Source organism: Syntrophales bacterium (assembly GCA_023228425.1).
Classification (GTDB): Bacteria; Desulfobacterota; Syntrophia; order Syntrophales; family UBA2210; genus MLS-D.
Map to the genome: position 1 here is coordinate 1 of JALOBE010000002.1, position 24,978 is coordinate 24,978.

General features: G+C 54.8%; 30 protein-coding genes and 1 tRNA gene. 15 read left to right on the forward strand and 16 right to left on the reverse strand.

Annotated features, from left to right (window positions below; all coding sequences use genetic code 11):
• The 4 genes from rph (at position 1) to M0Q23_00890 (ending at position 1,959) form a co-directional block, all read left to right on the forward strand.
• Positions 1 to 678 carry a ribonuclease PH gene (gene rph, locus M0Q23_00875; protein MCK9527202.1) on the forward strand — a complete coding sequence of 226 codons (678 nt, stop codon included), beginning with the start codon at positions 1 to 3 and terminating at the stop codon, positions 676 to 678.
• Positions 675 to 1,262, forward strand: coding sequence for an XTP/dITP diphosphatase (locus tag M0Q23_00880; GenBank protein ID MCK9527203.1), 588 nt, complete (start codon positions 675 to 677; stop codon positions 1,260 to 1,262). The genes rph and M0Q23_00880 overlap by 4 nt, the downstream gene beginning before the upstream one ends.
• A 28-nt stretch (positions 1,263 to 1,290) precedes the next feature.
• A tRNA-Pro gene (locus M0Q23_00885) sits at positions 1,291 to 1,367 on the forward strand.
• A gap of 385 nt (positions 1,368 to 1,752) precedes the next feature.
• A complete protein-coding gene (locus tag M0Q23_00890) occupies positions 1,753 to 1,959 on the forward strand; it encodes a hypothetical protein (protein ID MCK9527204.1) in 207 nt (68 codons plus the stop codon).
• 237 nt (positions 1,960 to 2,196) lie between these two features.
• Here M0Q23_00890 and M0Q23_00895 read toward each other — a convergent pair whose 3' ends face one another.
• The 15 genes from M0Q23_00895 to M0Q23_00965 all read right to left on the reverse strand — a co-directional run bounded on the left by M0Q23_00895 (position 2,197) and on the right by M0Q23_00965 (position 13,400).
• Positions 2,197 to 2,463, reverse strand: a complete 267-nt coding sequence (locus M0Q23_00895; protein MCK9527205.1) for a hypothetical protein — start codon at positions 2,461 to 2,463, stop codon at positions 2,197 to 2,199.
• Positions 2,464 to 2,679: 216 nt separating this feature from the next.
• Complete coding sequence (locus M0Q23_00900) at positions 2,680 to 3,837, reverse strand: phage major capsid protein (GenBank protein ID MCK9527206.1); 1,158 nt, start codon at positions 3,835 to 3,837, stop codon at positions 2,680 to 2,682.
• A gap of 206 nt (positions 3,838 to 4,043) precedes the next feature.
• Positions 4,044 to 4,241: a helix-turn-helix domain-containing protein gene (locus M0Q23_00905; protein MCK9527207.1), complete on the reverse strand. Its 198-nt coding sequence runs from the start codon at positions 4,239 to 4,241 to the stop codon at positions 4,044 to 4,046.
• Positions 4,238 to 4,516 carry a hypothetical protein gene (locus M0Q23_00910; protein MCK9527208.1) on the reverse strand — a complete coding sequence of 93 codons (279 nt, stop codon included), beginning with the start codon at positions 4,514 to 4,516 and terminating at the stop codon, positions 4,238 to 4,240. The genes M0Q23_00905 and M0Q23_00910 overlap by 4 nt, the downstream gene beginning before the upstream one ends.
• 10 nt (positions 4,517 to 4,526) lie before the next feature.
• Positions 4,527 to 4,823: a P27 family phage terminase small subunit gene (locus M0Q23_00915; protein ID MCK9527209.1), complete on the reverse strand. Its 297-nt coding sequence runs from the start codon at positions 4,821 to 4,823 to the stop codon at positions 4,527 to 4,529.
• A 264-nt stretch (positions 4,824 to 5,087) separates the two neighbouring features.
• Positions 5,088 to 5,330, reverse strand: a complete 243-nt coding sequence (locus M0Q23_00920) for a hypothetical protein (protein ID MCK9527210.1) — start codon at positions 5,328 to 5,330, stop codon at positions 5,088 to 5,090.
• 12 nt (positions 5,331 to 5,342) lie between these two features.
• Complete coding sequence (locus M0Q23_00925; GenBank protein MCK9527211.1) at positions 5,343 to 6,368, reverse strand: DUF3102 domain-containing protein; 1,026 nt, start codon at positions 6,366 to 6,368, stop codon at positions 5,343 to 5,345.
• The gene (locus M0Q23_00930; protein ID MCK9527212.1) at positions 6,334 to 7,920 is read right to left on the reverse strand and encodes a bifunctional DNA primase/polymerase; all 1,587 of its coding nucleotides are present in this window, start codon (positions 7,918 to 7,920) and stop codon (positions 6,334 to 6,336) included. The genes M0Q23_00925 and M0Q23_00930 overlap by 35 nt, the downstream gene beginning before the upstream one ends.
• 224 nt (positions 7,921 to 8,144) lie before the next feature.
• Positions 8,145 to 8,369, reverse strand: a complete 225-nt coding sequence (locus M0Q23_00935) for an AlpA family phage regulatory protein (protein ID MCK9527213.1) — start codon at positions 8,367 to 8,369, stop codon at positions 8,145 to 8,147.
• A gap of 119 nt (positions 8,370 to 8,488) precedes the next feature.
• Positions 8,489 to 9,079: a hypothetical protein gene (locus M0Q23_00940; protein ID MCK9527214.1), complete on the reverse strand. Its 591-nt coding sequence runs from the start codon at positions 9,077 to 9,079 to the stop codon at positions 8,489 to 8,491.
• Entirely contained in the window at positions 9,072 to 10,286 is a 1,215-nt protein-coding gene (locus M0Q23_00945; GenBank protein ID MCK9527215.1) for an integrase arm-type DNA-binding domain-containing protein, read from the reverse strand. The genes M0Q23_00940 and M0Q23_00945 overlap by 8 nt, the downstream gene beginning before the upstream one ends.
• 253 nt (positions 10,287 to 10,539) lie before the next feature.
• Positions 10,540 to 10,848, reverse strand: a complete 309-nt coding sequence (locus tag M0Q23_00950) for an antibiotic biosynthesis monooxygenase (GenBank protein ID MCK9527216.1) — start codon at positions 10,846 to 10,848, stop codon at positions 10,540 to 10,542.
• Positions 10,849 to 10,907: 59 nt separating this feature from the next.
• Entirely contained in the window at positions 10,908 to 11,111 is a 204-nt protein-coding gene (locus M0Q23_00955) for a dodecin family protein (GenBank protein MCK9527217.1), read from the reverse strand.
• Between the two features lie 261 nt (positions 11,112 to 11,372).
• Positions 11,373 to 12,839: an MFS transporter gene (locus M0Q23_00960; protein MCK9527218.1), complete on the reverse strand. Its 1,467-nt coding sequence runs from the start codon at positions 12,837 to 12,839 to the stop codon at positions 11,373 to 11,375.
• A 12-nt stretch (positions 12,840 to 12,851) separates the two neighbouring features.
• Positions 12,852 to 13,400: a hypothetical protein gene (locus tag M0Q23_00965; GenBank protein MCK9527219.1), complete on the reverse strand. Its 549-nt coding sequence runs from the start codon at positions 13,398 to 13,400 to the stop codon at positions 12,852 to 12,854.
• 444 nt (positions 13,401 to 13,844) lie between these two features.
• On the opposite strand from M0Q23_00965, the gene ptsP reads away from it, so the two are divergent.
• From ptsP to M0Q23_00980, 3 genes are read left to right on the forward strand one after another with little or no spacing between them, the layout of a single operon-like run.
• Positions 13,845 to 16,151: a phosphoenolpyruvate--protein phosphotransferase gene (ptsP, locus tag M0Q23_00970; protein ID MCK9527220.1), complete on the forward strand. Its 2,307-nt coding sequence runs from the start codon at positions 13,845 to 13,847 to the stop codon at positions 16,149 to 16,151.
• A complete protein-coding gene (locus M0Q23_00975; GenBank protein ID MCK9527221.1) occupies positions 16,123 to 16,983 on the forward strand; it encodes a Smr/MutS family protein in 861 nt (286 codons plus the stop codon). The genes ptsP and M0Q23_00975 overlap by 29 nt, the downstream gene beginning before the upstream one ends.
• Positions 16,980 to 17,747: an MBL fold metallo-hydrolase gene (locus tag M0Q23_00980; GenBank protein ID MCK9527222.1), complete on the forward strand. Its 768-nt coding sequence runs from the start codon at positions 16,980 to 16,982 to the stop codon at positions 17,745 to 17,747. The genes M0Q23_00975 and M0Q23_00980 overlap by 4 nt, the downstream gene beginning before the upstream one ends.
• A 59-nt stretch (positions 17,748 to 17,806) precedes the next feature.
• On the opposite strand, the gene yhbY is transcribed toward M0Q23_00980, so the two are convergent.
• Complete coding sequence (yhbY, locus tag M0Q23_00985; GenBank protein ID MCK9527223.1) at positions 17,807 to 18,127, reverse strand: ribosome assembly RNA-binding protein YhbY; 321 nt, start codon at positions 18,125 to 18,127, stop codon at positions 17,807 to 17,809.
• Between the two features lie 422 nt (positions 18,128 to 18,549).
• Between yhbY and htpX the strand changes: the two genes are divergently transcribed.
• From htpX to M0Q23_01025, 8 genes are all read left to right on the forward strand, one after another.
• On the forward strand, positions 18,550 to 19,446 hold the full coding sequence (htpX, locus tag M0Q23_00990; GenBank protein MCK9527224.1) for a protease HtpX: 897 nt from the start codon (positions 18,550 to 18,552) through the stop codon (positions 19,444 to 19,446).
• A gap of 331 nt (positions 19,447 to 19,777) precedes the next feature.
• On the forward strand, positions 19,778 to 20,131 hold the full coding sequence (locus tag M0Q23_00995; protein MCK9527225.1) for an NADH-quinone oxidoreductase subunit A: 354 nt from the start codon (positions 19,778 to 19,780) through the stop codon (positions 20,129 to 20,131).
• Positions 20,122 to 20,595, forward strand: coding sequence for an NADH-quinone oxidoreductase subunit B (locus M0Q23_01000; protein ID MCK9527226.1), 474 nt, complete (start codon positions 20,122 to 20,124; stop codon positions 20,593 to 20,595). The genes M0Q23_00995 and M0Q23_01000 overlap by 10 nt, the downstream gene beginning before the upstream one ends.
• Position 20,596: 1 nt before the next feature.
• The gene (locus M0Q23_01005) at positions 20,597 to 21,046 is read left to right on the forward strand and encodes an NADH-quinone oxidoreductase subunit C (GenBank protein ID MCK9527227.1); all 450 of its coding nucleotides are present in this window, start codon (positions 20,597 to 20,599) and stop codon (positions 21,044 to 21,046) included.
• A 3-nt stretch (positions 21,047 to 21,049) separates the two neighbouring features.
• Complete coding sequence (nuoD, locus tag M0Q23_01010) at positions 21,050 to 22,222, forward strand: NADH dehydrogenase (quinone) subunit D (protein ID MCK9527228.1); 1,173 nt, start codon at positions 21,050 to 21,052, stop codon at positions 22,220 to 22,222.
• A 48-nt stretch (positions 22,223 to 22,270) separates the two neighbouring features.
• Positions 22,271 to 22,753: an NAD(P)H-dependent oxidoreductase subunit E gene (locus M0Q23_01015; protein ID MCK9527229.1), complete on the forward strand. Its 483-nt coding sequence runs from the start codon at positions 22,271 to 22,273 to the stop codon at positions 22,751 to 22,753.
• Between the two features lie 15 nt (positions 22,754 to 22,768).
• Positions 22,769 to 23,164 (forward strand): (2Fe-2S) ferredoxin domain-containing protein, encoded by a 396-nt coding sequence (locus M0Q23_01020; protein ID MCK9527230.1) that lies wholly within the window; start codon positions 22,769 to 22,771, stop codon positions 23,162 to 23,164.
• A gap of 25 nt (positions 23,165 to 23,189) precedes the next feature.
• Positions 23,190 to 24,977, forward strand: coding sequence for a 4Fe-4S binding protein (locus M0Q23_01025; protein MCK9527231.1), 1,788 nt, complete (start codon positions 23,190 to 23,192; stop codon positions 24,975 to 24,977).
• The last annotated feature ends 1 nt before the right edge of the window (position 24,978 follow it).

Here is a 24,978-nt window from a genome sequence, read left to right on the forward strand (position 1 = left end):
ATAACGCCGGGTTTCCTTTCAAACAATCCCGGATCGGCGCTCATCGAGATGGGCGGTACGCGGGTTATCTGCGCGGCCTCACTGGAAGATCGTGTGCCTGATTTTCTAAGAAATTCCGGCGGCGGGGGGCTGACGGCGGAGTATTCGATGCTTCCATCGGCGACTCCCCGGAGATCCGCACGCGAGGCAGTCCAGGGGCGACAGGGAGGGCGTACCCAGGAGATCCAGCGACTCATCGGACGATCACTCAGGGCCGTCACGAATCTGTCAGGATTCGGTGAGCGAACCATATACCTCGACTGCGACGTGCTGGAGGCGGACGGAGGCACCAGGACGGCGTCAATAACGGGCGGTTTCGTTGCAGTGGTCGAGCTTTTCAAAGCTCTCAAGTCACGCGGTACTATCGAAACCATCCCGCTGGCGGGCTCGGTGGCGGCCGTCAGCGTAGGGCTCGTAAAGGGGGAACTGCTCCTCGATCCCGATTACGAGGAAGATTTCCGGGCCGACGCGGATGCCAACTTTGTCATGACCGGCGAGGGAAACCTCGTGGAGGTTCAGATTACGGCCGAAGGTACCCCCTTTGGGCGAAATCTTCTGGAAAAAATGATAGTTATGGCCGAAAAAGGGATCGTGGAGCTTACGGAACTGCAGAAAAACAGTACCGGGGGCTGGACGTGAAACAGGTGCTGTTCGCGTCGCGGAATCGGGGGAAAATCAGAGAAGCGCAGGCAATCCTCGATTCCTGTGAAGTGACCCTCCTCTCCATGGACGACTTTCCCCTCGCGCCCGATGTCGAAGAGGACGGCACTACCTTTTACGAGAACGCCCTGAAAAAGGCTTCCGAGATAAGTCGTCACACGGGGGTTGCTACCATCGCCGACGATTCAGGCCTGGAAGTCGACGCCCTGGGGGGGCGTCCCGGAGTCCATTCGGCCCGCTTCGCGGGACCCCGGGCGACGGACTCCGACAATATCCGTTGCCTGCTCAAGGAACTGGGGGGAGTCGCACCGGAGAAACGGCAGGCGGCTTTCCGGTGCGTCTTGGTGTACTATCGGCCCGACGGATTCTACCGGGCCTTCGAGGGATCCCTGGAGGGAACCATCGCCATGGAACCGTCCGGAGACGGCGGATTCGGGTACGACCCGGTGTTCCTCCTCCCCGGCGGCACCATTACGGTCGCCCAGCTTGACGGGGCAAGCAAGAACCGAATCAGCCACCGGGGGAAGGCCTTTGAAAAGTTGAGACACTTTCTGCTGTCTTGATGTGATCGTCCTTTGGAAGTCGTGCGATCGGGGCGTGGCGCAGTCTGGTAGCGCACCTGCTTTGGGAGCAGGGAGCCGGGGGTTCAAATCCCTCCGCCCCGACCAATAATAACAAAGGGTTACGGCTCATACCGTGGCCCTTTTTTTGTTTAAAAATCTGCGGGGTACAAATCGGGGTACAAAATGAGAAGGTGCTACAAACACAAAAAAAGCGACCGTTAAGCCGCCTTGTGAATTATATGCAAATAGTTTCACGAAACCAAATGCACAAAATTATGCCAATTTAGTTTCCGGGAACCAAAGTTGCAAAATTGCCATGAATGTCTGTCAGTGATATTTTGGCAATTTAGTTTCGCGGAACCAAACCGCCAAAATCTGCCGCCGAACTTTTAGCGGAAATGGCAGATGCGCCGAAGTCGCTAAAATCCGCCTGTGGCTGGCTCGCACGGTAAAAGAAAACAAGGACAAGCGCGACAAGAAAATATTCGACATGTGGCTTGCCTGTTGGACACAAGAAGAAATTGCGGAACGGGAGCAAATGACACGACAAGCGGTTGCGTTAATTTTGCAAGAAATGGCAGAACTGCCAAAACTTGCTAAATCAGATAAGTCAACCGCCAGCCATGAAACCGGCTTCACGCCGCCTTTGTATAATATTTGGACAAAGCAAACCAAAACAAACGCAGTCAGTCATTAGAAGAGATTGCGGAGCGTGAACATGTAAGCCAGAGGGAAGTTAGCCGAACTTTAGACGAAATGGCAGGTCTGCCAAAAAGTCTAAAGTCTGCCGCCAACCACGCCGCCTTTGTATAACATTTGGACGAAGCAGACAAAGACGAACAAAATTGGAACTCCTTCCAAATTTGCAGGACGCTTATGAAAGACATTGAAGGCGAAAAGCAAAGGATGCTAGCAACGCAAAACAATGAAGCAGCTAGGGAAATATTTCCCGAACAGGTAGAAAAAGGCCCAGCTCGGCAAGGGTGGGGGGCGGAGTAATGCCTTGTAACTCCGGGCCCAGCTCGGCAAGGGTGGGTGTGTCCGTGGTAACGTCGGGTAACTGCGGGCCAACCTTCAGCAATCCCTTTGCCCTCTCCGTATCCAGTAGCATTTCGGCGGCTTCGGCTTGTGATATTTTTGGTATAGGCAAATTTGCCGACACCACTTGATATTGATTGCCGTGAAATTCACCAACATTCATATTTGCCAGCCGCTCAGCATTTCGGCGGCTTGGGCTTGGCTGATTCCATCCGGCAAATTTGCCGAATCGAAATTCTTGTCTTTCTTGCTTGGCCTGTCACCACCCACCGGCATGTTCGCCAGCTTTTCAGCAATTACGGCCCGTCTGTATTGGATAAAAAAGAGAAGGGGGCGGCCCAGACAGGAGAGTGCGCCCAGGCCGCCCCCCAGTTGGCGGTTATTTCGTTATTTTAAGAAATTTTACCGCCTGAAAGTTGTTAATTCCAGCCGCGACACGCTTTGTGACATAAAACTTAACGAAACCTTTTTCCGTGTAGGGATCGCGAAGCAGCCGGACGCCCGCGACATGATCAACGATCAAATACGCCCGCTTGAAATCGCCAAATGCAACCGGGTATTCATTCCCGGCAATATCCGGCATATTGTCGTCGATTTCAACAGGCTTGCCTAAGAGCATCTCAGGTGCCGCCTCAGTGAGGCCCGGCCTCCAGATGTAGTTGCCTTCACCGTCCTTCAGCTTTCGACAGGCTGAAAGCGTCGTGTCATTCATGAGCCAAACGCCGTTTTGACGATAGACAGGCTTCAGCGCGTGCTGAAGGTTAAACAGGGAGTCCGCACTGATTCCGGCATTATCCCCGCTTGTAACGAAGCCCGTTTTGCCATATTCCCACCCGGCATCTGCAACCATTTTTGCTTTGTCAACGATTCCGGACGGCTGTTTAACGCCGTTTCCCTTGATAAATGCCGCGCCTTCACGGGCTGTAAACGCCTCGTCGATTTCGTCGATAAGCCAACCCTCAACATCAAAGTCTGACATATCTAAGAGCTTTTGCGTGGACTTCGGCAGCGCGTAAATTTCGCAAAACGGAGGTGCAAAGAGCTGCAACTCCGGTGAATCCGTTTCAGGTCGGTCATCCTTCTCTCCGACCCACCCCGAGCCCGTGCCACCCAGAGAAAGGGGCCTCTTATACTCCCCTCGTGCCCTCTTGACAGTCGCCAGCCGCCGCATAGCAACGCTATCCGTTGCCAGCCGATCGATCTCTTTCGACATTTCCTCAGGCACGAGAAAGCCACCATCCGGATCGGACAAGGTGGAAAGCGAAGCCTCGAAAGCTCTTAAATCCGCGCCATCGCCGCCGCGCCGCACCCATGCCACGAAAGCGGCCGTGTGCTCCGTGTTTCCGGTCATGTCGGAATTACCGCCGCCAAGCCCACGCCTGCCGACAACGGTATCCAGCTGCTCAAGCTGCTTTTTGAGGTCGTCAAAATCCTTACGCAGGCCATCGAACTTGTTCTCCATCTTGCCTCGTTGTTCAGCGTTAAGCTGTCCTAATTTATCAATTAAATCCTGTACTTCCTTCTGTGTATATGACATTTGTATAAGTCCTTTCGATTTCAAGTTGGCCAGATTCGGGGCTTTCGCTCTCGTTCTTGCCCTTAACATTCGCTCTCGCTCCTGCTCGGTTCTGGCTGGTCCGGCCGGGGCTTTCTCTCGATCACCCACATTTAAGATTTAGTTTCTCAACCTCGTCGCCGTTGTTTGGCCCTGTTCTTTTGGGAGGGGCCGCCTCTATATAAAATTTATTCCAAATCTTTTTTGCACCTCAAGCGAAGGTTTTCAACGGCATCTCTCGGTACGCGGATCGTGCCCCCTGGGGCGTATTGTTCCGCCGTCAGGAGGCCGTGATCGATCCACAAATAAACAGTGGACCGCGAGACGTCAAGGTAATAAGCCACTTCGTCAGGCCGCAACAACTCTTTCTTCGGCAGGTCGGTCATAATTGCCCCCTCGATTTCAGCAGTTTTTCAGCATATGGGCGCTTTCCGGGATTCGCCGCCCGCCATGCTTCCACCGTCGGCCCGTCTTTTATGTTATCCCACCATTCCCACCATTGTGGGCCTTTTCCCCAGCGGCAAGGGTGCTCATCCGGGCGCGCATGGCTGAAGCAAAAGCCAGCAAAGCCCAGCGACTTATCCGGCAAAACGCCGTCGAGTAAAAAATCTAATCGCCACTGCTCCACGGTGCCGCTCGTGTTTCTTTTCTTTTTTCGCATTTTTAACCTCCTAGGGGCCTGTTCCATAGGGCCGCTTCTCGTCAGGTGTCGGCGTGCAAATTCCAAGGTGCTTACAACCGCCGATGAACTGTGACCAAGCAATTTTGCTTACCTCAAAAGCCGGATGCTTCCGAACCATTGATCCCCCCGTTACCGTGATCCCCTCCCGCTTCAGGATATCTGCCGCCCTCCAATAGTTGCTCAGTGCTTGCACAACTCCATCAAAAAAGGACAGCTCAGCATCGTTAAAAATATATTCCGCCAAAGCTTGCCGTCGGAACTGTTCAGCTCTTTTGTGAATCTTCATGACGCCCCCACTTTAATTGAAAAATGAACTTCCGGAAAAAAATGACTCCCCATCCGGTTAAACCCCGCTCAAACGCAGTGATCTGAAGGGGGGGGGTATATCCGCTGGGCTAGTCTGGGCGCTCGCAGGCGGATATGCTTGCCGTTTTTTTTTATCCCACCCCATCGCCTGTTTGGCCTTCTTTTCATCCGTTTTCTTTCGAAACGCTCGATTGCTGCCTCGAACCGGCGGGCGATTTCTTCCGCGTCCATCATATCCACGCCCTCATTGCCACCGCGCTTCACCTGTGATCAATGCCATTTCCCCAAGTAGGAGCCTTTTTCGGTTGTCCAACAGCTTAACAGCCCGCCGCTTCAGTTCCCTAAGCCGTTCAACGTCGCTGGCTGGATTTTGAAATAAAGTTGCCAAGTTGCCGACAAGCGCCTCGGCAGTCTCTGCATCAACATCCACAGTTTCCGCCTGCCTGATTTTCATTTCCAGTTTTTCGAGTTGTTCCATTGTTTTCATATCGAACCCCCTTTATAAAATCGCCTGAATACCTGCGTACTTCTGCGGAAAGGCGGTGATCTGGTCGCGCTCCGAAAAAGCCCACTCCATAAGCTCTTGTGACGCCCCCGCTTTTTCAAGCTCGTTTAGAACCCCCACAGGGTTTTGATCATAGGCTTGAAATATCTTGCCCCATGCCTTGCAAAAGGAATTGAACTCATCAAACCCAGGGCGATCAGCTTCGATTTCCCTAAGCATCCGGCCAAGCTGAATTTGTGTGCGTAAATGCTTCACTGCTGCTGTAGTTTGTAGCGCTTGAGCCCGGTCGACGATCTTGTTGACGATCCGTATCTGTTCGGCCGTGGGTAAACTCTCATCAAGATCGTTTAACCCTTTTTGCAATGCTTTTGTCTGTATGTCGTCGTAGAGTATCTTGTTGAATGTCCACGGCCCCGCCCAGGGATGGTCAGGCGTTAAAGGTAACGGCCGAACATCGCCCCATCTTCGCAGCTCATCGCCTAGAGCGTCCATGAGCGCGTCTTTGTGGATCGGCTTTTCACCGCCGACGACAGCGCAGACATCGCCTTCGAGCCATGCATAGTAAAGGAAACCAGCGGCCACACTCGGCACCACCCAGGCAAACTGGCCGGGCGCGCCAGATAGAACAAGTCCAGATCCTAAGTTGTCCGGATCAAAAGGCGCGGGCACGGGCAGCTCCCGCGTGTCTGTCAGTAACCGATAGGCGCCAGTCAAAGCGGAAACTGTTTCCGATTTCAAACGGTCTCGCTCCCGGTGTAGCCGCATGTAATTCCTTGCCGTCCGCGACGTGAAAGGCAAGTTGTCACACACCCATTTTTCAAATTCTCCGTGCGGGAGTTCGGTCTTTACCTCTGCAAGCAACTTCCCGATCCTGATTGCATCGGTTAAGGCATTTTTAATATGCCCGGTGACTCTCTCGTGTAGCTGGATAATGCCCGAAATCCGATCTGCCTGATTTATTTGCAAGTTCATTTTTTTCGCCCTTTCATCGATACCAGCCCCCTTGCCGAACGAACTCAAACCCCCGATGAACCTCAAATTTTATCTTATTTAGCGACGGCATCGGATCGGCTTCTCGAAAGCGGTTCTTTGCGATCTCCAGCTTCCCCCAGTCCAGGGCCAGGGCCAAGGTTGCCGCTTTCACCGAATAGATGCCGCCCGTTCCCATCGTCGCGCCGGGCTTTTTCTGGATCGTAATGAGCGCGACCCCTTTGTTCAGCCTGCGAATGATCGCACTGATAACCCCGTGTATATTAAAGGCCTTCTCACCCTCCGGTTCAAGATAGTCAACCACGTTGAGGGCATCGGGTTGTATTTTGTCAGCGATGTTGTGGAAATCCCAATTGTCGATAACTTTCATGTGTTTTGCCCACTCCTCAATTGGGATCGGGAAATGGGATAGCTTCTGTTTTAGTGCCTCAGGGCCCATCTCACTATTGAAGTAGTAGATGGGAAACCGGCCCATGTTTGCCGCTATGGTGTTGAAAGCAAAAAGGGTCTTACCCATTCCCGACACACCAGCGACGACAATGACCGCCTTGGGAAAAAGTTTCGTTTTTGCATGAATCCCCAGGGGTAGGGTAAGATCGACTGTATTCTCGATGTCAGCATTCTTGAAATCCATGAACTCGATTTCGCTGTCTATGCGCCGGAAGCTGCCGTTTTTTTTGCCGTATCTTTCAATTATGCCCTCCGCGATGAGACGCCGCAGGATTTCGCTGACGTTCTTCAGCTCTTCTCGTGTGGACACTTGTAGACTTCTGTGGACTTCTGTGGACAAAAAGTGGCCGTTTGTGGACATCACCCACTCCCGAACATCGGCTGCAAGATTCCTTTCTGCCTTGTTTCCGCGCTCAAAAGCCGACTTTAAAACCGCCTCAACCTCTTCTTTCGGCAATGGCGGCTTACAGTTTTTCGCTATGTTTTCAATGGCTTGGCGGATGAAGGCTTCTGAAAGTTTCTGCTTGGTTAAGGCAAGGGCCGCCGTGAAAAGGTCCTCGTTGCGCCTGCCCTCTGAAAAGATTTTTTCGGCAGTGTCCACACGATGTCCACACCCCTTATAGGTACTATTATTTATTATATTATATAGGGCCGGTGGTACCGTCGCGGGTGCTTCGTCAAAGATGCTCAGGCCGTCAAGCCAGCAGTAACGCCCGCCCTCTCCGTTGATTGAAGGTGGCGCGATGATATAACCCCCACTGCCTCGCACATCGACGCCGGGCATGATCCCTGTGGCATTGCCAACGCTCTTATCCTTCGGCATCGCCAAGTATATATGATAGCCGCGGGGTGTCTTTGCAATGCAAGTAATGAAGCTCTCCGGCAATAGTTTTTGTATCGCCTGATAAGCGTCCTCAGAATCGCAGTCGATAACCAAAATCCCGGATATTTCGCCCGTCACGATGCCGATCATGGCTTTGGGCCATTTTGTAAACCACGTTCGGATTTCCTCCGGTGTTGCCTTCCGGGTCTGATATTCTGTCCAGGCGACGAACGGCCGCTTATCGGGCCTCACGGGAATAACGGAAAACCCGGCCTGGCGGTAGCGCAGCGCAGCATTAAGCATGCCCATGGCCGCCTCCTGTCAAGGTCGCCCGGATCGCCTTTTCTGCCCTCTCCGGTGCTCTCCGGTCCTTCTGGCACCGCTCACAGATGCAGTAGCGAATGATCCGCCGCCCGCCTGCCTTTCCGCCGAAATCCTCCGCCCTGGTAGGGACGAAAAACCCAATGAGGTCGGGATTTCCGCCGCATAGGAGGCAGAAATCGCCAGGGCCGGGGCGCTCAAATAGCTTTGGGCTAATAATGTCTTTGATGTGCGTCACGTCGCCCCCTGTCGTATCGCTCCGTTGCTTTTCGCTCAAGCCAGCTCGAAATTTCATGATTGAACCAACCGACGGAATTTCCACCCAGTTTAACGCGCTTGGGGAACCGTCCCGCCTTTTCGAGCCGCCATATCGTGGCATCCGACAGCCCGATGATGGCGAGTAATTCCGGTTTTCTGATGATCCGCTGTTTTTGCATCGTGTGCCTCCTTAAAAAAAAAGCCCTCAAGTGTTTCTCTTAAGGGCATTGAAGCACACCGCTTTGCGTGTGTATTCCTATTTACTTTTGAAAGTTCGTGGGAGTGCTGTTACCCGCTGTCAGCACGGGTTTTTCCATCGTTCTAGGTAGTTTTTTACTTCGTAGTAGAATTTTTCAACCAGGGAACCACTGAGGCAAAATTCCCGCCCAACATCATCAAAAAGTCCCCGATCGATTGCAACTGAAGGGTCGTCTCTTCGCAGCTCCTGCACCTTCCGATAAACGGCATGTCTCTTTTTTAGTCTGTCCCGGTGAGCCTCAATTTTTATGTGCTTTGGATGTGGCTTCCCAAAAACATCGTCCCAGCTCTTGGCTTGATACCTTCGAACCTTGTGATATGAGTGAGCAAGAGCCACCTCCAGCCACGCGGGCATGGCCAGCGAATTCACTGCGCAGGTGAAGAGTGCCTCAGTGATAGCGGCATCGTTCCCGGCGTCATAGGCCTGCTTCAACCATTTTAGTTCCTGCACGCCGATCCACCTGGAAAACTGGTCTCGGCAATGTGATGACCGTATGTCCCTCGGCCATCGTTCCTCCGTCAAACACTGAACCGCTTCATCCACAGGCATCGCATAGAGTCGCGCCATTTCAGCGCGTTCAGGGCCATCGATTGATGGCAGAAGTTCATCTGGTATTTTTTCTTTAGCCATGACGAAACACCTCCATCGAGATGACCTTGCTATCGCCTTGTTCCAGCCCGAGAATGGCGCGGAGCTTACGCTCCCAGGCTTCAAAGGCGTGCCGCTTTTCAACGGCGTACTCGTGGCGGTTATAGACGGCAAGGATGCCCCCCAGCTTATGGCCCAGGGCCCTTTCCGCGACGATGTCGCTGATTCCCAGTTCGGCCAGACGGGTTCGGAAGGTTCTTCGTAGATCATGCGGTGTAAATTGTTCCTCAATTCCCATTTCCCCGTAGTGCCGCCGTATGGCCGTCGATATCGCCGCCCGCCTCAGGGGAAGGGAGTCGTTGCGGGGAGAGGCGAAAACGTAGCTGCCTGCGGAATAGGGGCGTGCCGTGTTAATGACCTCGCGGAACAAGGGCAGGATGGGGACTCGGTTTTCTTCCTGGTTCTTCCTCTGGTCCGCCGGGATGACCCACCAATCCCCCTCGACGTGATCCCATTTCATTTTTACTGCCTCGCCGGGTCTCTGGCCGGTAAGCAGGATCGCTTTTGCCGCCAGCTTTACAACGTGGAAAATATCAATATCCTCGTTGCTTAAGTCCAACCCCCGCCATAGCTGTTTTATCTCGCCATCGGCCAGAACACGGGCGCGCGCTGATTCTTCGCCGCGTCTCATGCCATCCAGTGGGTTTGTTGTAAGCAGCCCTTCCTCGCAAGCGAAGTTAAAAGCCCGAACCAGTACGCCCAGCAGACGGTTTGCGGTAACAGGGGCGCGCTCCCGCACCTCCCGGATCAACAGAACACCGTCCCGCCGGGTAATGTCTGATATTTTCCGCTTTTTCCAGTGGGGGAGGGCATCTTTCTCGATTAGGCGAAGGCGTTCCTTCGCCGTGGGGGTTTTAGAAAGCTCCTGTTCCCAGTATTCTGCGATCAAATCTGCAAAGGTGTGTTCCTCGCGACGTTTCGTCTTTCTCGCTTGTGCCAGGGCACCAGGGTCAACACCTCGGTCAACGTCCTGCCCCGCTACCGCGTGCCTCTCTCGTGCCTCTGCAAGCGTAACCGCGGGATATCGGCCCAGGGTCATCCGTCGTGCCGTGCCGTCCACCATATAACGGTAAACCCACGACTTTGTACCAGATGGATTGACACGAATATAGAGACCCCCCTTATCAAGAACCTCGTATCTTTTACCCCGCGGCTTCAAATTCTTGATGGCCTTATCGGTAAGTGTCATTTTTTACTCTCCTTTCGATAAAACGGGGTACAAATTTGGGTACAAAAAAGTCCTTGCTAGGGGTGAAAAATGGTGCAATGTAATGCATAAGATATTTGCACAAAAAATGAATAGTGTCAAGTAGTTTTGCTCTGAGGTGAGTAGTGGTGAAAAATGGTGAAAATGACTCATTTCTGCTTTGGGAGCAGGGAGCCGCAGGTTCAAATCCTGCCGCCCCGACCATTCTTTCAGAAATCACTCGTCTTCAATCCTTTCAGTGCCGGTCTCTGCCGGTATAATGGTAGGTGTCGTATGTTGTTTCCGACCCGAGTACCCCGTCGATGCGGTCCTGGAGCTCCCGTCGCTGCTTGCTTGATTTCCAGGCCTCCCAGTCCTCGACGCTCGCCCAGGTGCTGATAACGACAATCGTGGAAGTGTCGGGGCCGGAAGCGCTCCACAGGGTTTCACCGGAAATGTATCCGGGCTGCCCGACGGCCAGACTTCGAAGGCGCTTTATGAGTTCCAGCAGTTCATCCTGTTTTCCCTGCACCACCTTCCTTCTGATAAATACCTTGACAGCCATGACGTCACCTCCCGAGGTACGGCTTTATTGTGTGTTTTATCTCCCGTTACCCTGAAACGTTACTTGAGGTATTTAAATGATACTTTCAATTTTGCCCGGTAGATGAGATCGCCCCCCTCCACCTTGATGTCAAGTTCCGTCACTTCGGCAACCCGCAATTCCTCAAGACTTTTATGGGCCTTTTCAACAGCCCGTCTTGCCGCGTCGTCCCAGGACGTGTTGCTGGTTCCAATGATCTCGATTACCTTATAAACGCTGTCCATGGTACACCTCCTTTTTTCTGTATCGCCGTCCCCCGGACGTTGAAATGGTAATGGATGCCGGTAATCACGGTCAAGAAATATCCATAACTCATTTTAATGCCGAGTTAAGTATAGATCAAGCACGATATCAGGTCCGTTCAATCTGTGTACGTTCGGCACAGGCCTGAACCTGTAGACGCTTCTCTCGTCCCGGGAAACAAAACAGGTGATCCTGTGCCACCGACGATTCCGCCGTCACTCCACAAAAGGGTAGTTGCTGAATCACTTGTGAATAGTGCCCCTGGCCAGGGAAGCGAAGATGGCGCTGACACACAAGAGCGAGGCGATGAAGAATATGATGCGGCTGCTGGTGATAAAGGCGTGGTGCCGGTCGGGGGTAATCTCGACGCTTCCGATGACCAGCGCGAAGACGACCATGACCATTCCCATGCTCAGGGTCATTCCGATCTGGCGCATGGTTGCCACCGTGGCCGAGGCAAAGCCGTAGTATGCGGGGTCGATGGAGCTCATGATCGCGTTCGTGTTCGGCGATGCGAACAGGGCGAAGCCTGAGCCGATAATCACCAGGCTTACGATGATATATACAATGCCGGTCTGTGCCGAGAGCAGTACCAGCATGGCCATACCGACGACGGTGACGGCCATCCCGATGGATGCCAGGATCCTCGGCTCAACGCGATCCGACAATCTTCCACAGGAGGGGGAAAGAAGGGCCTGGACAATGGGGCTGGTAATGAGAACCAGTCCTGCTGTTTCGGCAGGAAGCCCCTTGGCGAACTGAAGAAACAGGCTGAGCAGGAAAGTGACCGCCCAGGTGCCGCTGTAATGGATCAGGGCGGCCAGGTTCGAAAATGTAAATCCCCGATTATGAATAAATATCTGAAAATTGATGAGCGGGACCTCCGTTCTGTTTGCCCGTCGGACAAAGAACCCGGCACCAAGAAGACCGGCACTGATCGCCAGGATGCCGATCGTGTCCGGTAGCCGCGACAGTCCGTATATCAGGGCGATCAGGCTGGTGCTGTACAATACCGTACCCGCCAGATCAAAGCGCTCTTTTGTTTTTTCGTTGAAATCACGTAGCTTCCATACAACAGCCGTTATAACCACAAAGCATGAAAGAGAGGAAATCCAGAAAATGCTTCTCCAGCCTATAGATTCCGTCAGCAGCCCTCCCAAAAAAGGTCCCATGGACAACCCGGCGTACACGGCCGCGGTATTGATTCCGAGTGCCCTGCCCAGCCCTCTTCGCGCGAAGACCTCCGTCAGGAGAGCGAGTGTCGTGGACAATATCGCCGCTCCACCGAGACCCTGTACGGCACGCGAAACCAGGAGTATCGTACCGTTCGGCGTTGCGGCGGCGAGCGTCGATCCGATAAAAAAAATGACATATCCAATGAGGAATATCCGTTTCCTGCCGTACATGTCCGACAGACGTCCAAAGGGTACCAGCAGGGACGCCGAGGCCAATATATAGGATGTCGTCAGCCAGCTGAGGGTGATGATATTCATTTCAAATTCTCGACCCATGGCCGGAAGGGCGATGATGACCGAAGATGACATGAATGGAATAAGAAAAGAAGAAAGCGCGGTGATAAGAAGGGTGATGAGGCCATGCCGGTCGTCATCCTTCAGTGAAATCGGCATGTCCGGCTTTGAAACCGCTCCCCGGGAGGAAGATTTTTTGAACCCGTCGGATGTCGTCGATACCCGTTCCCTGCGAAACATGTTCGGACCTTGCTAGGAATGCCGCAAACTGAAAGGAAAATCATACCTGAGACAGAGGTGAACAAAGGTATCAAGGGAACCGTAATCGGACAGGATATTCCTGACATTGGCGTCCTCAAGTTTCGTCACACCCAAGTACTCTCCTCCGAGGTACCGAGACATCTGCGGAACGATGGGTACCTCCCCCACATGGGGTTTGTCTGTAAACCATATCAACTCCGGGGACCCCTCCGGATGTCCATCCGGGAGATTCACCGCCGGGAACGGGCCGTTTGCCTTGAGAAGAATGGAGGCGGCATACATGATCGAACGATTGCTGTAGCCCAGGACCAGGTCACCTTCCTCCATGCCGTGCCATGGGGCCTTCCAGCCTGTACCGGCGTTCCACAGGCACCAGGCATAACAGATCCCCCGGGGGTAGAACTGCATCAATGCTTCCCTGAAATTCATAGTCGCGGGGATCATTGAAAAAAGTTTTTCCAATTCCCAGGCTGCATCCCTGACCGTTGCCGTCCTTTCCCCGTCCCGATCATCAAGGGCCAGAATAAATACATTGCTCATTGCTTAATTTCCCGCTTTCTGCCTACCGAGTGCGTCCGGTCCGGTAGAATAGTATGTTCTTCATCAAACTCGCAGCTCTTGTACCGGATTTCCGGGATCCTCTCCGGTGCCATAGCTGCCTGAGGCATGGCGCTTCACCGGGATGTTCTTCTATCCGACGGCTTCACCGGGTCACAGATTTTCCATAATGTAACGCTTTTATACGAAGAGTCAAATGCCGATGAGCTCGCAAAAAGCCGAAAAATGGCGAATTTTGAAAATCGAGACCAATATTTCCAATGAGTTACAAGGCTGCCTTTGGAAAATTTGGACTTTTTAGGGGACCATCAAATGCCGATGCTTTAATTCTGCCTCCCGTACCGCAGAATTCCATGAAACTGCTGGAAAAGATAAAAAAAATAGGATAGGTCTATTATACGTTGTTCCAGGGGATCGGAAGGGCAGATGATGGAAAAAAACGAGGGAAACCACTTGAGTATGCTCTGCGATATGAGCGAAATCGCTTCGCTTCTGGCCGGAAGCGAGAACATGGAGAGCTTTTTCAACCACACCGTTACCATGGTGGCGGAGCACCTCCGGGTTCCCGTGTGTTCCATCTACCTCTATGACGATGAAACACGCGAACTCGTGCTGAAGGCAACATTGGGGCTGAATCCCCGGGCTGTTGGAAAAGTGCGGATGAAACGGGGTGAAGGCCTGGTCGGGACAGCCATGGATACTCTTGATCCCGTGCTTGAAGGGTCTGCAAGAACCAGCAAGAATTACTTATATTTTGAGGAAGCTGACGAGGACATGTACGAATCCTTTCTCGCCGTTCCCATCGGACGCGGCGACGAGCGGATCGGCGTCATCGTGGTTCAGCACGAGCAGCGGGATTATTTCAATCAGCTCGATGTGACGGCACTTCGCGGCATAGCGTCACAACTGGCGGGTGTCATCGCCAACGCCCGTCTTTTGATGAGCATCGAACGGCAGCCCGGGCCGACACCCATGGAAGAAATCTTCCGGCGTCTTCGGTTCGTCAAGGGGAAAAGCGGCTCGGAGGGATACGCCCATGGCCTTTCAGCACCTTTTGACAAACGAAATTCCCTCAGACTCTACGACGCCATTCCCCCTGACGAGGACAGGGCCACCAGGGAAGATTTTTTCCGTTCTCTCAAAGAGACATCGGATCAGCTGGAAGATCTTCAGGGAGATTTTTTCCAGAGGCTGCCCGAGGCGGCCTCCCTCATCTTCGATGCCCACCACCTGATTCTCAAGGACGAAGGCTTTTCCCGGCGTGTCATGGAACATATGGACGAGGGAAAGGGTGCGGCGGAGTCGGTCAGGCTTGCCGCCCTGTATTACATCAAGGCATTTTCTTCGAGTAACTATGGCTACCTTCGAGAAAAGGTGGTGGACATCGAAGATCTGGGGCTGCGCATCATTGAAAACCTCCTGCCCACAACAGCCCGAGACAGCTATTCCATGGCGGGCCGTATCGTTATTGCCGACGTACTCTATCCATCCGACATCCTCTGGCTTGCCGCCGAGGAAGTGCGGGGAGCCGTCCTTGTCGGAGGAGGCACCACGTCACACATAGCCATTCTGTCACGATCGCTCCAGCTTCCCCTGGTTATCACCGACAACAGGGATCTCCTGGTGATTCCCCGGGGAACGTCCTTGCTTGTGGACGCCGACCTCGGAGATATCTATGTAAACCCATCACCTGCCGTGATCTCGAGCTTCCGGAGGAAAAAGGAGACGCGCCTGTCCCTGGAAAAAGCGGCCGCTGCCGTCACGGATACAACCGTCACAAGGGACGGGGAACCGGTAGAGATCATGGCCAACATCAACCTGCTGGGGGAACTGCCCCTGGCACGAGGGCTGAAGGCCCGGGGAGTGGGGCTCTACAGAACGGAGTTCCCCTTTCTCGTCCGGTCGGGACTGCCCTCCGAAGAGGAACAGTATGCCATCTACCGCCGCGTGTTTGCCGAAATGGAAGGGCGCCCCGTGGTAATAAGAACCCTCGATCTCGCGGGAGACAAGGTCCTTCCATATATGGAATCCTGCAGGGAAGAGAACCCTCAACTGGGCCTCCGGTCGATACGATTTCTCTTCGAAAACAGGGATATTTTCGAACACCAGGTCCGGGCTATACTCAGGGCCGCGGCGGATGTTGAAAAGGTGGGCATTCTATTCCCGCTCATTTCGTCCATCGATGAGTTCGAAGAGGCCCGACGGTGTGTCGAATCCTGTATGACCGAACTGGAACGGCAGAAGCTCCCCCATCATCGGTCACCGGCGCTGGGCCCCATGGTGGAATTGCCGGCCCTGGTTGAGATAATTGACGAGATGGCCCGGGAAGCGGATTTTGCCTCCATAGGAACCAATGATCTCGTGCAGTACATGCTTGCGGCGGACCGTGCCAATGACCGGGTCATCCGCTACTACCAGCCGTGGCATCCCGCGGTATTGCGGGGACTGGAAAAGATTGTAAAGGCCTTCAACAAGCGGGGCAAAGGGATATCGCTCTGCGGTGAGCTTGCCCACGAATGTAATTTCATACCATTCCTCGTCGGAATCGGAATCCGTGTACTGAGCGTCGATCCCCGTTTTATTCCCTCGGTTCAGAAATGCCTGAAGGAAACCGATCTCGCCGAGGCCAGGCGCTTTGCCCTCGCCGTGCTTGCGGAAAGCACCGTGAAGGGGGTTCTGGGGCAAGTCCGGATCGCTGGAAACAATGCAAAAGCCGAAACGTTCACTGCCTGACCTTGTCCCCCACCGGGGAGAGCTGGTGGACATGACCGGGGACATGACGCGGTCACTGAAAGAGTCTCCACGAAGCCGGACCATTGCAATAGGATTGTCTTCTGCTGCACTGTGCCTATACCGGGCCGGAGAGGAGGAACACTCCTTGAAATCCGTTAAGCATTCCCTGCGCTACAACCCGTTCAGAGATCTTGAATCGAAGGGCTTCCCCAAAAGCCCTCCCGAGAATCGCCGGACAGATCCCGCTCCTGAAACCGATGAGGATCTCTTCGAAAAGGCAATGGAAGAGGTGGTTCCCATCGATCGCGAAAAGGTTCTCACAGTCGTGTCCCGACGAAAACCGGGACGGAACCGGACTGTCTGCCCTGAGGACAGGGATACGCTGAATCACCTGCGGGATCTGGTGAGCCGGGGGAGGGGGTTTTCAGTGGCTCACACGCCGGAGTATATGGAAGGGTCGCTCTATCGGCAGGCTCCCCCGGACATTACCGAGCGGCTCCACGACGGTGATTTCTCCGTCCAGGATCACATCGATCTTCACGGCTTGACCCTGGAAGAAGGGGGAAAGGAACTGGAGATGTTTTTTTCGGACGCCACGACCCGGGGGCTGCGCATGGTACTGGTCATTCACGGCAGGGGAAAATCTTCGCCCGCAAAGCCGGTGCTCAAGTCCCTGGTGCGGGAATGGCTTACCACCGGGCCCTATCGAACATGGGTAATTGCCTTTGCAAGCGCGCGCCTCTGTGATGGTGGAGCCGGGGCGACCTATGTGCTGCTTCGCCACAGGCCGCTTACGAAACGGCATAAAAAGTCGGGAAAGGGCAACGCATGAGTGTCGGTATCTTCGGGGTATATCCCATCGCGCCCTCGGGCTACGCCAACACATGGCTCATCGAAGAAGAGGGCAACCTGATGGCCGTTGACGTGGGAACCAGGAGGGCGGCACAGTCCCTCTACCGGTTTGTCACCTCTGAGTTGAAGGTTCCCGCGGAGCGTCTCCTGTACGTTACGGCCACCCATTTTCACTTTGACCACATCGCGGGAACCGATGAGATCTGCCGCCTGGTGCCGGGAGCGCGCGTCCGGTTCAGTCACCGGACGCGTCCCTATCTTTCGGGCGAAGAGAAGCCGGTCCTTCCCCCGCTTGACCGCTGGATTTCAGGTCTGGGCAGAGTAGCCCCGCGGATTCCCCGCATCCTCCAGGGAACCTTTTACAGCATCGTGAGCCCCGCAATCGGTGTACCCCTTCCTCTTCTCCGGCGGATCAACCGGATGACGTGCCGGCCGGTCTGCGATCTTCGGGAAGGAACCATCGTCGAGGGTTTCTCCCGATGGAGCATACTGGAAACGCCGGGACACACGCCGGACAGCATCTGTCTGTACAATGAAGGCAAAAAAATACTGATCACGGGAGATACTGTACTGAACCTTCTGGGAAGGGGCGAGCTGAATGCTTTCTGTTCACACCCGGAGGACATTCAAAAATCCGTCGAAGGACTTCTCGGCCTTTCCGTCGAAACCATCCTGCCCGGCCATGGAAAAGCCATTGTGGGAGTGCCCGACGTTCTTCGAGGCATATCACGACGGGGGGTGTGACATCTCTGCCGTCCCTTCACTCGAGCCCAAACCCCCGGCAAGGTTTTTAATCATCCGTTTCAGGGGACTTCCCCGGGAAGGGTGATGGTCCTGCCCTCCCGACCGCTCCGGGGACGGTAGAGAATTGCCACGTGACCTGTCACACCGACGACATGGCAGTCACAGACCTCCTCGATTTCGTGGATCATGGCTTTTTTCATCTCCCTGTCGTCCACGTCCACAAACTTTATTTTGATCAGTTCATGGGTATTGAGCGCTTCCGTGATAGAGGCGGCGGTCCGGGTATTCACGCCTCTCAGCCCGATAAGCACAACCGGCTTGAGGGGGTGGGCGCGCCCCCGAAGGTACCGTTTCTGGTATCCTTTCAATGGGAAGACCATCGATGCACTCCTTTCATACGAGCATTTGGGGATGGTGCCGACAATCGATAGATCACATCCGATGCATCATAGGTGCGATGACCCGGTAATTCAAGAGGTAACGGGGCTCGCAGTCAGACCTCCGTCGGCCACGGACGAGAGCGATTCACTCGCGGGCATATTGCCGTTGGATTCCCCGTCTATCCTGTCGCCATTTAAGGGATGGTTGATCACAGCGCAGCCCGGACCCACAGAAACGGCACACATCGTAAAACGACTCCCCACATGAACCGCCATGGAAATCAATCAGTTGAAGCGCAAGAAGCCTCTCTTGAGCCCGTTTTTTCTTGACAGGCTGGAAGCTTTCTTTTAGATTCCCCTTCAAAACTCTGCCGTGATCATATCATGATATTCAGTCGGTACTTGAGGAGGAGCAGACCTGAATGAAGCGCGTCATGCTGTTCATTATAACGAACGTCGCCATACTGGCCGTTCTTTTTATTGTTCTCACCCTTCTGGGGGTCAACACGATTCTCGACCAGCGGGGTGTCGGACTTGACATAACGAATCTTCTTATATTTGCTGCTGTTTTCGGTTTTGGTGGGTCTTTCATATCCCTGGCCATCTCCAAGTGGACGGCCAAGCGGCTCACGGGGGCGCAGGTCATCGATTCCCCCCGCAACGAAGTCGAAGCGTGGCTCGTCAATACCGTCAAGCGCCAGGCCACAGCAGCGGGTATCGGTATGCCCGAAGTGGCAATCTATGATGCGCCCGATCCGAATGCCTTTGCCACCGGGGCACGACGGAACAGCGCCTTGGTGGCGGTGAGTACCGGCCTTCTGCGTTCCATGAATCGGGACGAGGTGGAAGCGGTCCTGGCCCATGAGATCAGCCACGTGGCAAACGGGGACATGGTTACTCTGACGCTGATCCAGGGAGTGGTCAACACCTTCGTCATTTTTCTCTCCCGGGTGGCCGGTCATTTCGTTGATCGCGTGATATTGAAAAACGAGAGGGGGCACGGTATAGGATTCTTCGTGGCTACCATCATCACCCAGATCGTCTTCGGCGTGCTCGCGAGTATTATCGTAATGTGGTTCAGCCGCCAGAGAGAGTTCCGGGCCGATGCCGGTTCAGCCTCCCTGGAGGGCCCCCCGAAAATGATAGCGGCCCTGAAAAAGCTGCAGCAATCCGCAGCCCAGCCGCATCTTCCGGAACAGATGGCGGCCTTCGGCATATCAGGTTCCCGATCTTCCGGTATCAAGAGGCTTTTCATGACCCATCCACCCCTGGAAGAAAGAATCGCGGCCCTGGAATCGGCCGAGCGGCTGGGGCGATAGCTGTAAGCCGGGATTGTACGAAGCCGTCATCGATCGGACGCTTTCGACTTTCTATGGGTTCGTCACCGTTGCCCGTGCGGTACAGGAGGGCGACCCTCTGTCCGCCCTGTTTACTTCAAAATGAAAACCTCCGTTTCATATTGAAATTCAAACGGCCCCGCAGGGGGATGCGCGGAGGTAGCGCCGGTCTGTCCTTGCGGGGTTCATGCCCCTTAAACTCAATTATGTCAGTCCTATAGCAGAACCATGAAGCCGATCCGGCCGTTTTGGCATTGATGTTGCTTAAATAGGCCGAAAACACACCAGCTTCACTGAACAGGATGTGGCATCTGTGACGACATCGGTTTCACTGGCAATCTACCTTGTGCTGATAATCGCAGCGGCGGGAGGGATCCTGATCCTGTCGCGGTTTCTCGGCAGGCGTCCCCTGACGGCTGAAAAAACCGTGCCCTACGAGTGCGGAATGGATGCCGTCAGCCGGCCGACCACTCTCTTCGCGATCAAGTTCTACATAATCGCACTCGTGTTCGTCATTTTTCACGTGGAAACAGTGTTCGTCTATCTCTGGGCCGTAGTGGCGAGGGAGCTGGGTCTCTACGGATGGATAGCGATGCTGGTTTTTATAGAGATCCTGCTTCTCCCCCTCCTGTACATGTGGAAAAAGGGTGCTCTGAAATGGGAATAGAACATCTGGGCACAGCGACAATTCTGACGGCCAGTCTGGACAGGCTGGTTTCCTGGTCCCGGAAAAACTCGCTCTGGCCGCTTACCTTCGGCCTTGCCTGCTGCGCCATTGAAATGATTTCCACGGCGGTCTCACGCTATGACATCGCCCGTTTCGGCATGGAGGTTTTCCGACCTTCACCCCGGCAATCGGATGTCATGATTGTCGCCGGGACTGTAACCAGGAAGATGGCCCCCGCCGTTCAGCGGCTCTATGACCAGATGGCGGAACCGAAATGGGTCATCGCCATGGGAGCCTGCGCCTGCTCGGGAGGGATGTTCCCCAGTTACGCCGTGGTTCAGGGCGTGGACACCTTTCTCCCTGTGGATGTCTACATTCCCGGATGCCCCGTGAGGCCGGAAGCGCTTCTTGACGGACTGATCGCCCTGCAGAACAAGATCGGATCAAGGGGAAACAAACCATAGCATGGACACACAAGTACTTACAGATACCTTTGGCGGCGAGATTCTCGAGGTAACCCTCTTCCGCGACGAAGTCACCCTGACGGTGTCACCGAAGGCGCTTCTCGCCATCTGCCGGTTCCTCAAGGAGGATGACCGGTTCGACTGTGTCATGCTCTCGGATCTGTGCGGCCTGGACCGTTATCCCGCGATACCCCGGTTCGCGGTGGTCTACAATCTGTACTCCCCCTCTCTCGCGCACCGCTTGAGACTGAAGGCGCTCGTGGACGAGGAGAACCTCCGGATCGATTCCGTTACCGGCATATGGAAAGGAGCCGACTGGCTCGAACGGGAGTGTTACGATCTTTACGGGATTCGCTTTAACAACCATCCCGATCTCAAAAGAATTCTCCTGCCTGACACCTTTGAAGGCCATCCCCTGCGAAAGGATTTCCCTCTCCAGGGAAGGGAATGAATTATGAATGATTCACAGGTACTGACAATCAACCTCGGGCCGCAGCACCCCAGCACCCACGGTGTTCTTCGAGTGCTTCTCGACCTGGACGGCGAAACCGTCGTCGATGCCCGTCCCGACGTGGGATTTCTTCACCGCGGCATCGAGAAGATTGCCGAAAACCGCCTGTATCACCAGATCATTCCTCTCACCGACCGCCTGGACTACCTTGCGGCAATGAGCAATAACCTGGCCTACGTCCTGACCGTCGAAAAGCTTTTCGACCTGGAGGTGCCCCGACGGGCCCGTTATGTGCGGGTTATCCTGGCGGAGTTACAGAGGATAGCCAGCCACCTCTTCTGGCTCGGCACCCACGCCCACGATCTGGGAGCCATGTCTCCCATGTTTTACGCTCTTCGTGAACGGGAAGAAATAATGGACATATTCGACGCGGTGGCGGGATCTCGGCTGACCCCGAGCTACCTGCGGTTCGGCGGCCTCTATGCCGACATCGACGGCGGTTTCGTGCGCAATACGACGCGCTTTGTCTCGCAATTCGGGAACCGGGTGGATGAGTATGAAGAGCTCTTGACGGAAAATCCCATCTGGAAGTCCCGCACGAAAGGCGTGGGCATCATGTCCGCGGAAGAATGTACCGCCATGGGTATTTCCGGCCCCTTGGCACGGGGAAGCGGCCTGGCCCGGGATCTTCGAAAATCCAGTCCCTATTCCTCATACGAAGAGTTTCAATTTGAAATTCCCCTCGGATTCCAGGGCGATGTCTACGATCGGTACATGGTCAGGATCGGGGAGATGCGCCAGAGCGTCGAGATCATAGTCCAGGCCCTTGAGGGCCTTCCCGAGGGGCCGCACAGCGTGGTCGATGCGCCGACGACCTTTCCCGAGAAGAAGAATCTTACGACAAACCTGGGTCACCTGATACGGCACTTCAACCTGGTGGTCGAAGGCGTACGGCCTCCTGCGGCGGAGGTCTACCATGCCGTCGAGTCTCCCCGGGGCGAGTTGGGATTCTACATTGTCAGCGACGGAACGGGAACGCCCTCCCGGCTCAAAGTCCGGGCTCCTTCGTTTGCAAACCTTCAGGGGCTGGCTCACATGTGCCGGGGACGACTGCTGTCGGACGCCGTGGCAATTATAGGCATGATCGACATCGTGCTGGCCGAAGTGGACCGATGAGGCCGGCATGAAACACAATGAACATGGAGGAGCCTGCGGGATACCATTATGAAACGGGAGCTTTTAAAAGAATTCACTGCGGACCAGCTTGAGCGGGTTGACGATATCATCGACACCCACCGGACACAGCCCGGTTCGCTTCTGCTGGTCCTGGAGAAGGTGCAGGAGGTCTCTCTCTTCCTGCCCCTGGAACTTCAGCGCTATATCGCGCGACGAATGGGTGTCTCGGCCAGCGAGGTCCATGGCGTCGTCTCGTTTTACTCCTACTTCAGAATGGCCCCGAAGGGAAGAAAGGCCATCAAGGTCTGCACCGGAACCGCCTGTTACGTGAAGCGAGCGGAAGATATCATAGAACGCCTGAGCGACCACCTGGGAATCAAGCTCGGCGAGGTTACGCCCGACGGAGAGTATTCCATCGAGGAAGCCCGTTGCCTGGGGGCCTGCGGGCTTGCCCCCGTGCTTGTCATCGGCGACAGGACCTCGGGACTGGTAAACCCGGAAAAGGCGGAAGAAGTACTGGAAAAACCATAAAAGGAGAGGCCGGCCATGTCAGGCGAAGAGCTGTTAAAGATAAAGGAAGCCTATATACAGGAAAAAAGAGACGAAGCCAGAAACGGTGTCATTCATATACTCGTCCATATGGGAACGTGCGGTATCGCCGCGGGGGCACGGGACATTTTCGATATCCTGAACTCGGAGATCGATCGCATGGGGCTCACACACATCAGGTTGAGATCGACGGGATGCGCCGGTCTCTGCAGTCGGGAACCCATGATGACCGTCGAGATTCCCGGTCGACCGCCCGTCGTCTATGGCGATCTCGACAGGGACAAGACAAAAGAGATTCTTGTTCAGCATGTACTGGGCGGGCGTCCAATAACGGGCTATGCCATTCGGGCGGGTTTCGAAGGTCACCAGACACGGGTCAACGATATCGTGTAAAACGTGTAAAGGGGAGAATGAGCGGGTGCTTCCTAACGTAGCTGAAATTGTGTATTGCACGGACACATCCTGTCCAAACCGCAGGAATATCGATGTGGGCCGTCTTCTGAGGGAAGCTCTCGACGAGCTGGGCTACGGGAGCAGCATCAAGCTCATTGAAGCTGACTGCCTTCTGTCCTGCAAGGAAGGTCCCTCGATTCTGTTTCTGCCGGCGGGCAGGTCCTGTTCCTTCCTGGCGGAAGAAAACGTGGCGGAACACCTGAAAACGTGTCTGGAGGAGCTGCAGCGGCCTTCTTCACCCCTGTTTCACGCCCACCATATCGATGATGACATACCAACCACGCAGGATGTTGCCTTTTACGGCAAACAGGTGCCCATAGCCCTTCGGAACAGGGGACATATAGATCCCGAAAGCATCGAGGAGTATATCGCCCACGACGGGTACCTTGCCCTCTACAAGGCCCTGACGGCCATGACACCGGAAGACGTGATCGAAGAGGTCAAGAGCTCCAATATCCGGGGAAGGGGGGGCGCCGGTTTCCCCACGGGCCGCAAGTGGGAGGAAGGCCGGCGCTACAATGTTTTTCCGAAATACGTGATCTGCAACGGAGATGAGGGTGACCCCGGGGCCTTCATGGACCGCACCATCATGGAATCCGACCCCCACACCCTCATCGAGGGGATGATCATCTGCGGTTATGCCGTACAGGCCGGCCAGGGATACATCTACGTTCGGGCCGAGTATCCCCTGGCGATCAGGATGCTCCGGAAGGCGATCGACCGGGCCCGTGAAAAGGGGCTCCTGGGCAGAAACATCATGGGAAGCGGTTTCAATTTCGACATCGAGATATATCCCGGCGCCGGTGCTTTTGTCTGCGGTGAGTCCACGGCCCTCATGTATTCCCTGGAGGGCAGGCGGGGCATGCCCCGCACCAAGCCGCCCCGATCGACGGAATCGGGGCTCTGGGGGAAACCTACCGTGCTCAATAACGTGGAAACCTTTGCCAACATTCCCCGGATCATCTACCGGGGCGCCGACTGGTTCCGGTCTACGGGAACAGAGGACAGCACGGGCACCAAGGTGTTTTCGCTGACGGGCTCGGTGAAAAATTCGGGAGTCATCGAGGTCCCCATGGGAACCACCCTGCGCTCCATCATATTTGACATCGGCGGCGGAATGCAGGGCAAGGCGGCCTTCAAGGCCGTACAACTCGGGGGTCCTTCGGGTGGGTGCCTGAGGGAAGAACACCTGGACCTGCCGGTCACCTTCGATTCTCTGCCCAAAGTGGGAGCGATGATGGGGTCCGGCGGCGTGGTGGTCATGGACAATTCAAACTGCATGGTGGACGTGGCGCGCTTCTTTACCCAGTTCAGCGTCGATGAATCCTGCGGCAAGTGCGTTCCCTGCCGGGTCGGCCTCAAGGTCATGCTGAAAATACTCGAAAAAATCATTATCGGGGCGGGCGAAGAGGGGGACCTGGAAGAACTGGAAAGCCTGGGGAACCACATTCTCCGGTCATCCCACTGCGGACTGGGCCAGGCGGCTCCAAACCCGGTATTGAGCACACTGAACTATTTTCGGGACGAGTACGAGGCTCACATATATGAAAAACGCTGTCCCGCCCTGGTGTGCACAGCCCTGATTCAGTTCAGGGTCGATCCGGACAAGTGCAAGCGCTGTGGGCTCTGTACCCGGGTTTGTCCCGTGGGCGCCATTGCCTGGCAGAAGAAAGAGGTCGCCGTCATCGATCGGGAACAATGTATTGCCTGCAAGTCCTGCATACGGGCCTGCAAGTTCGGAGCAATCTACTAGA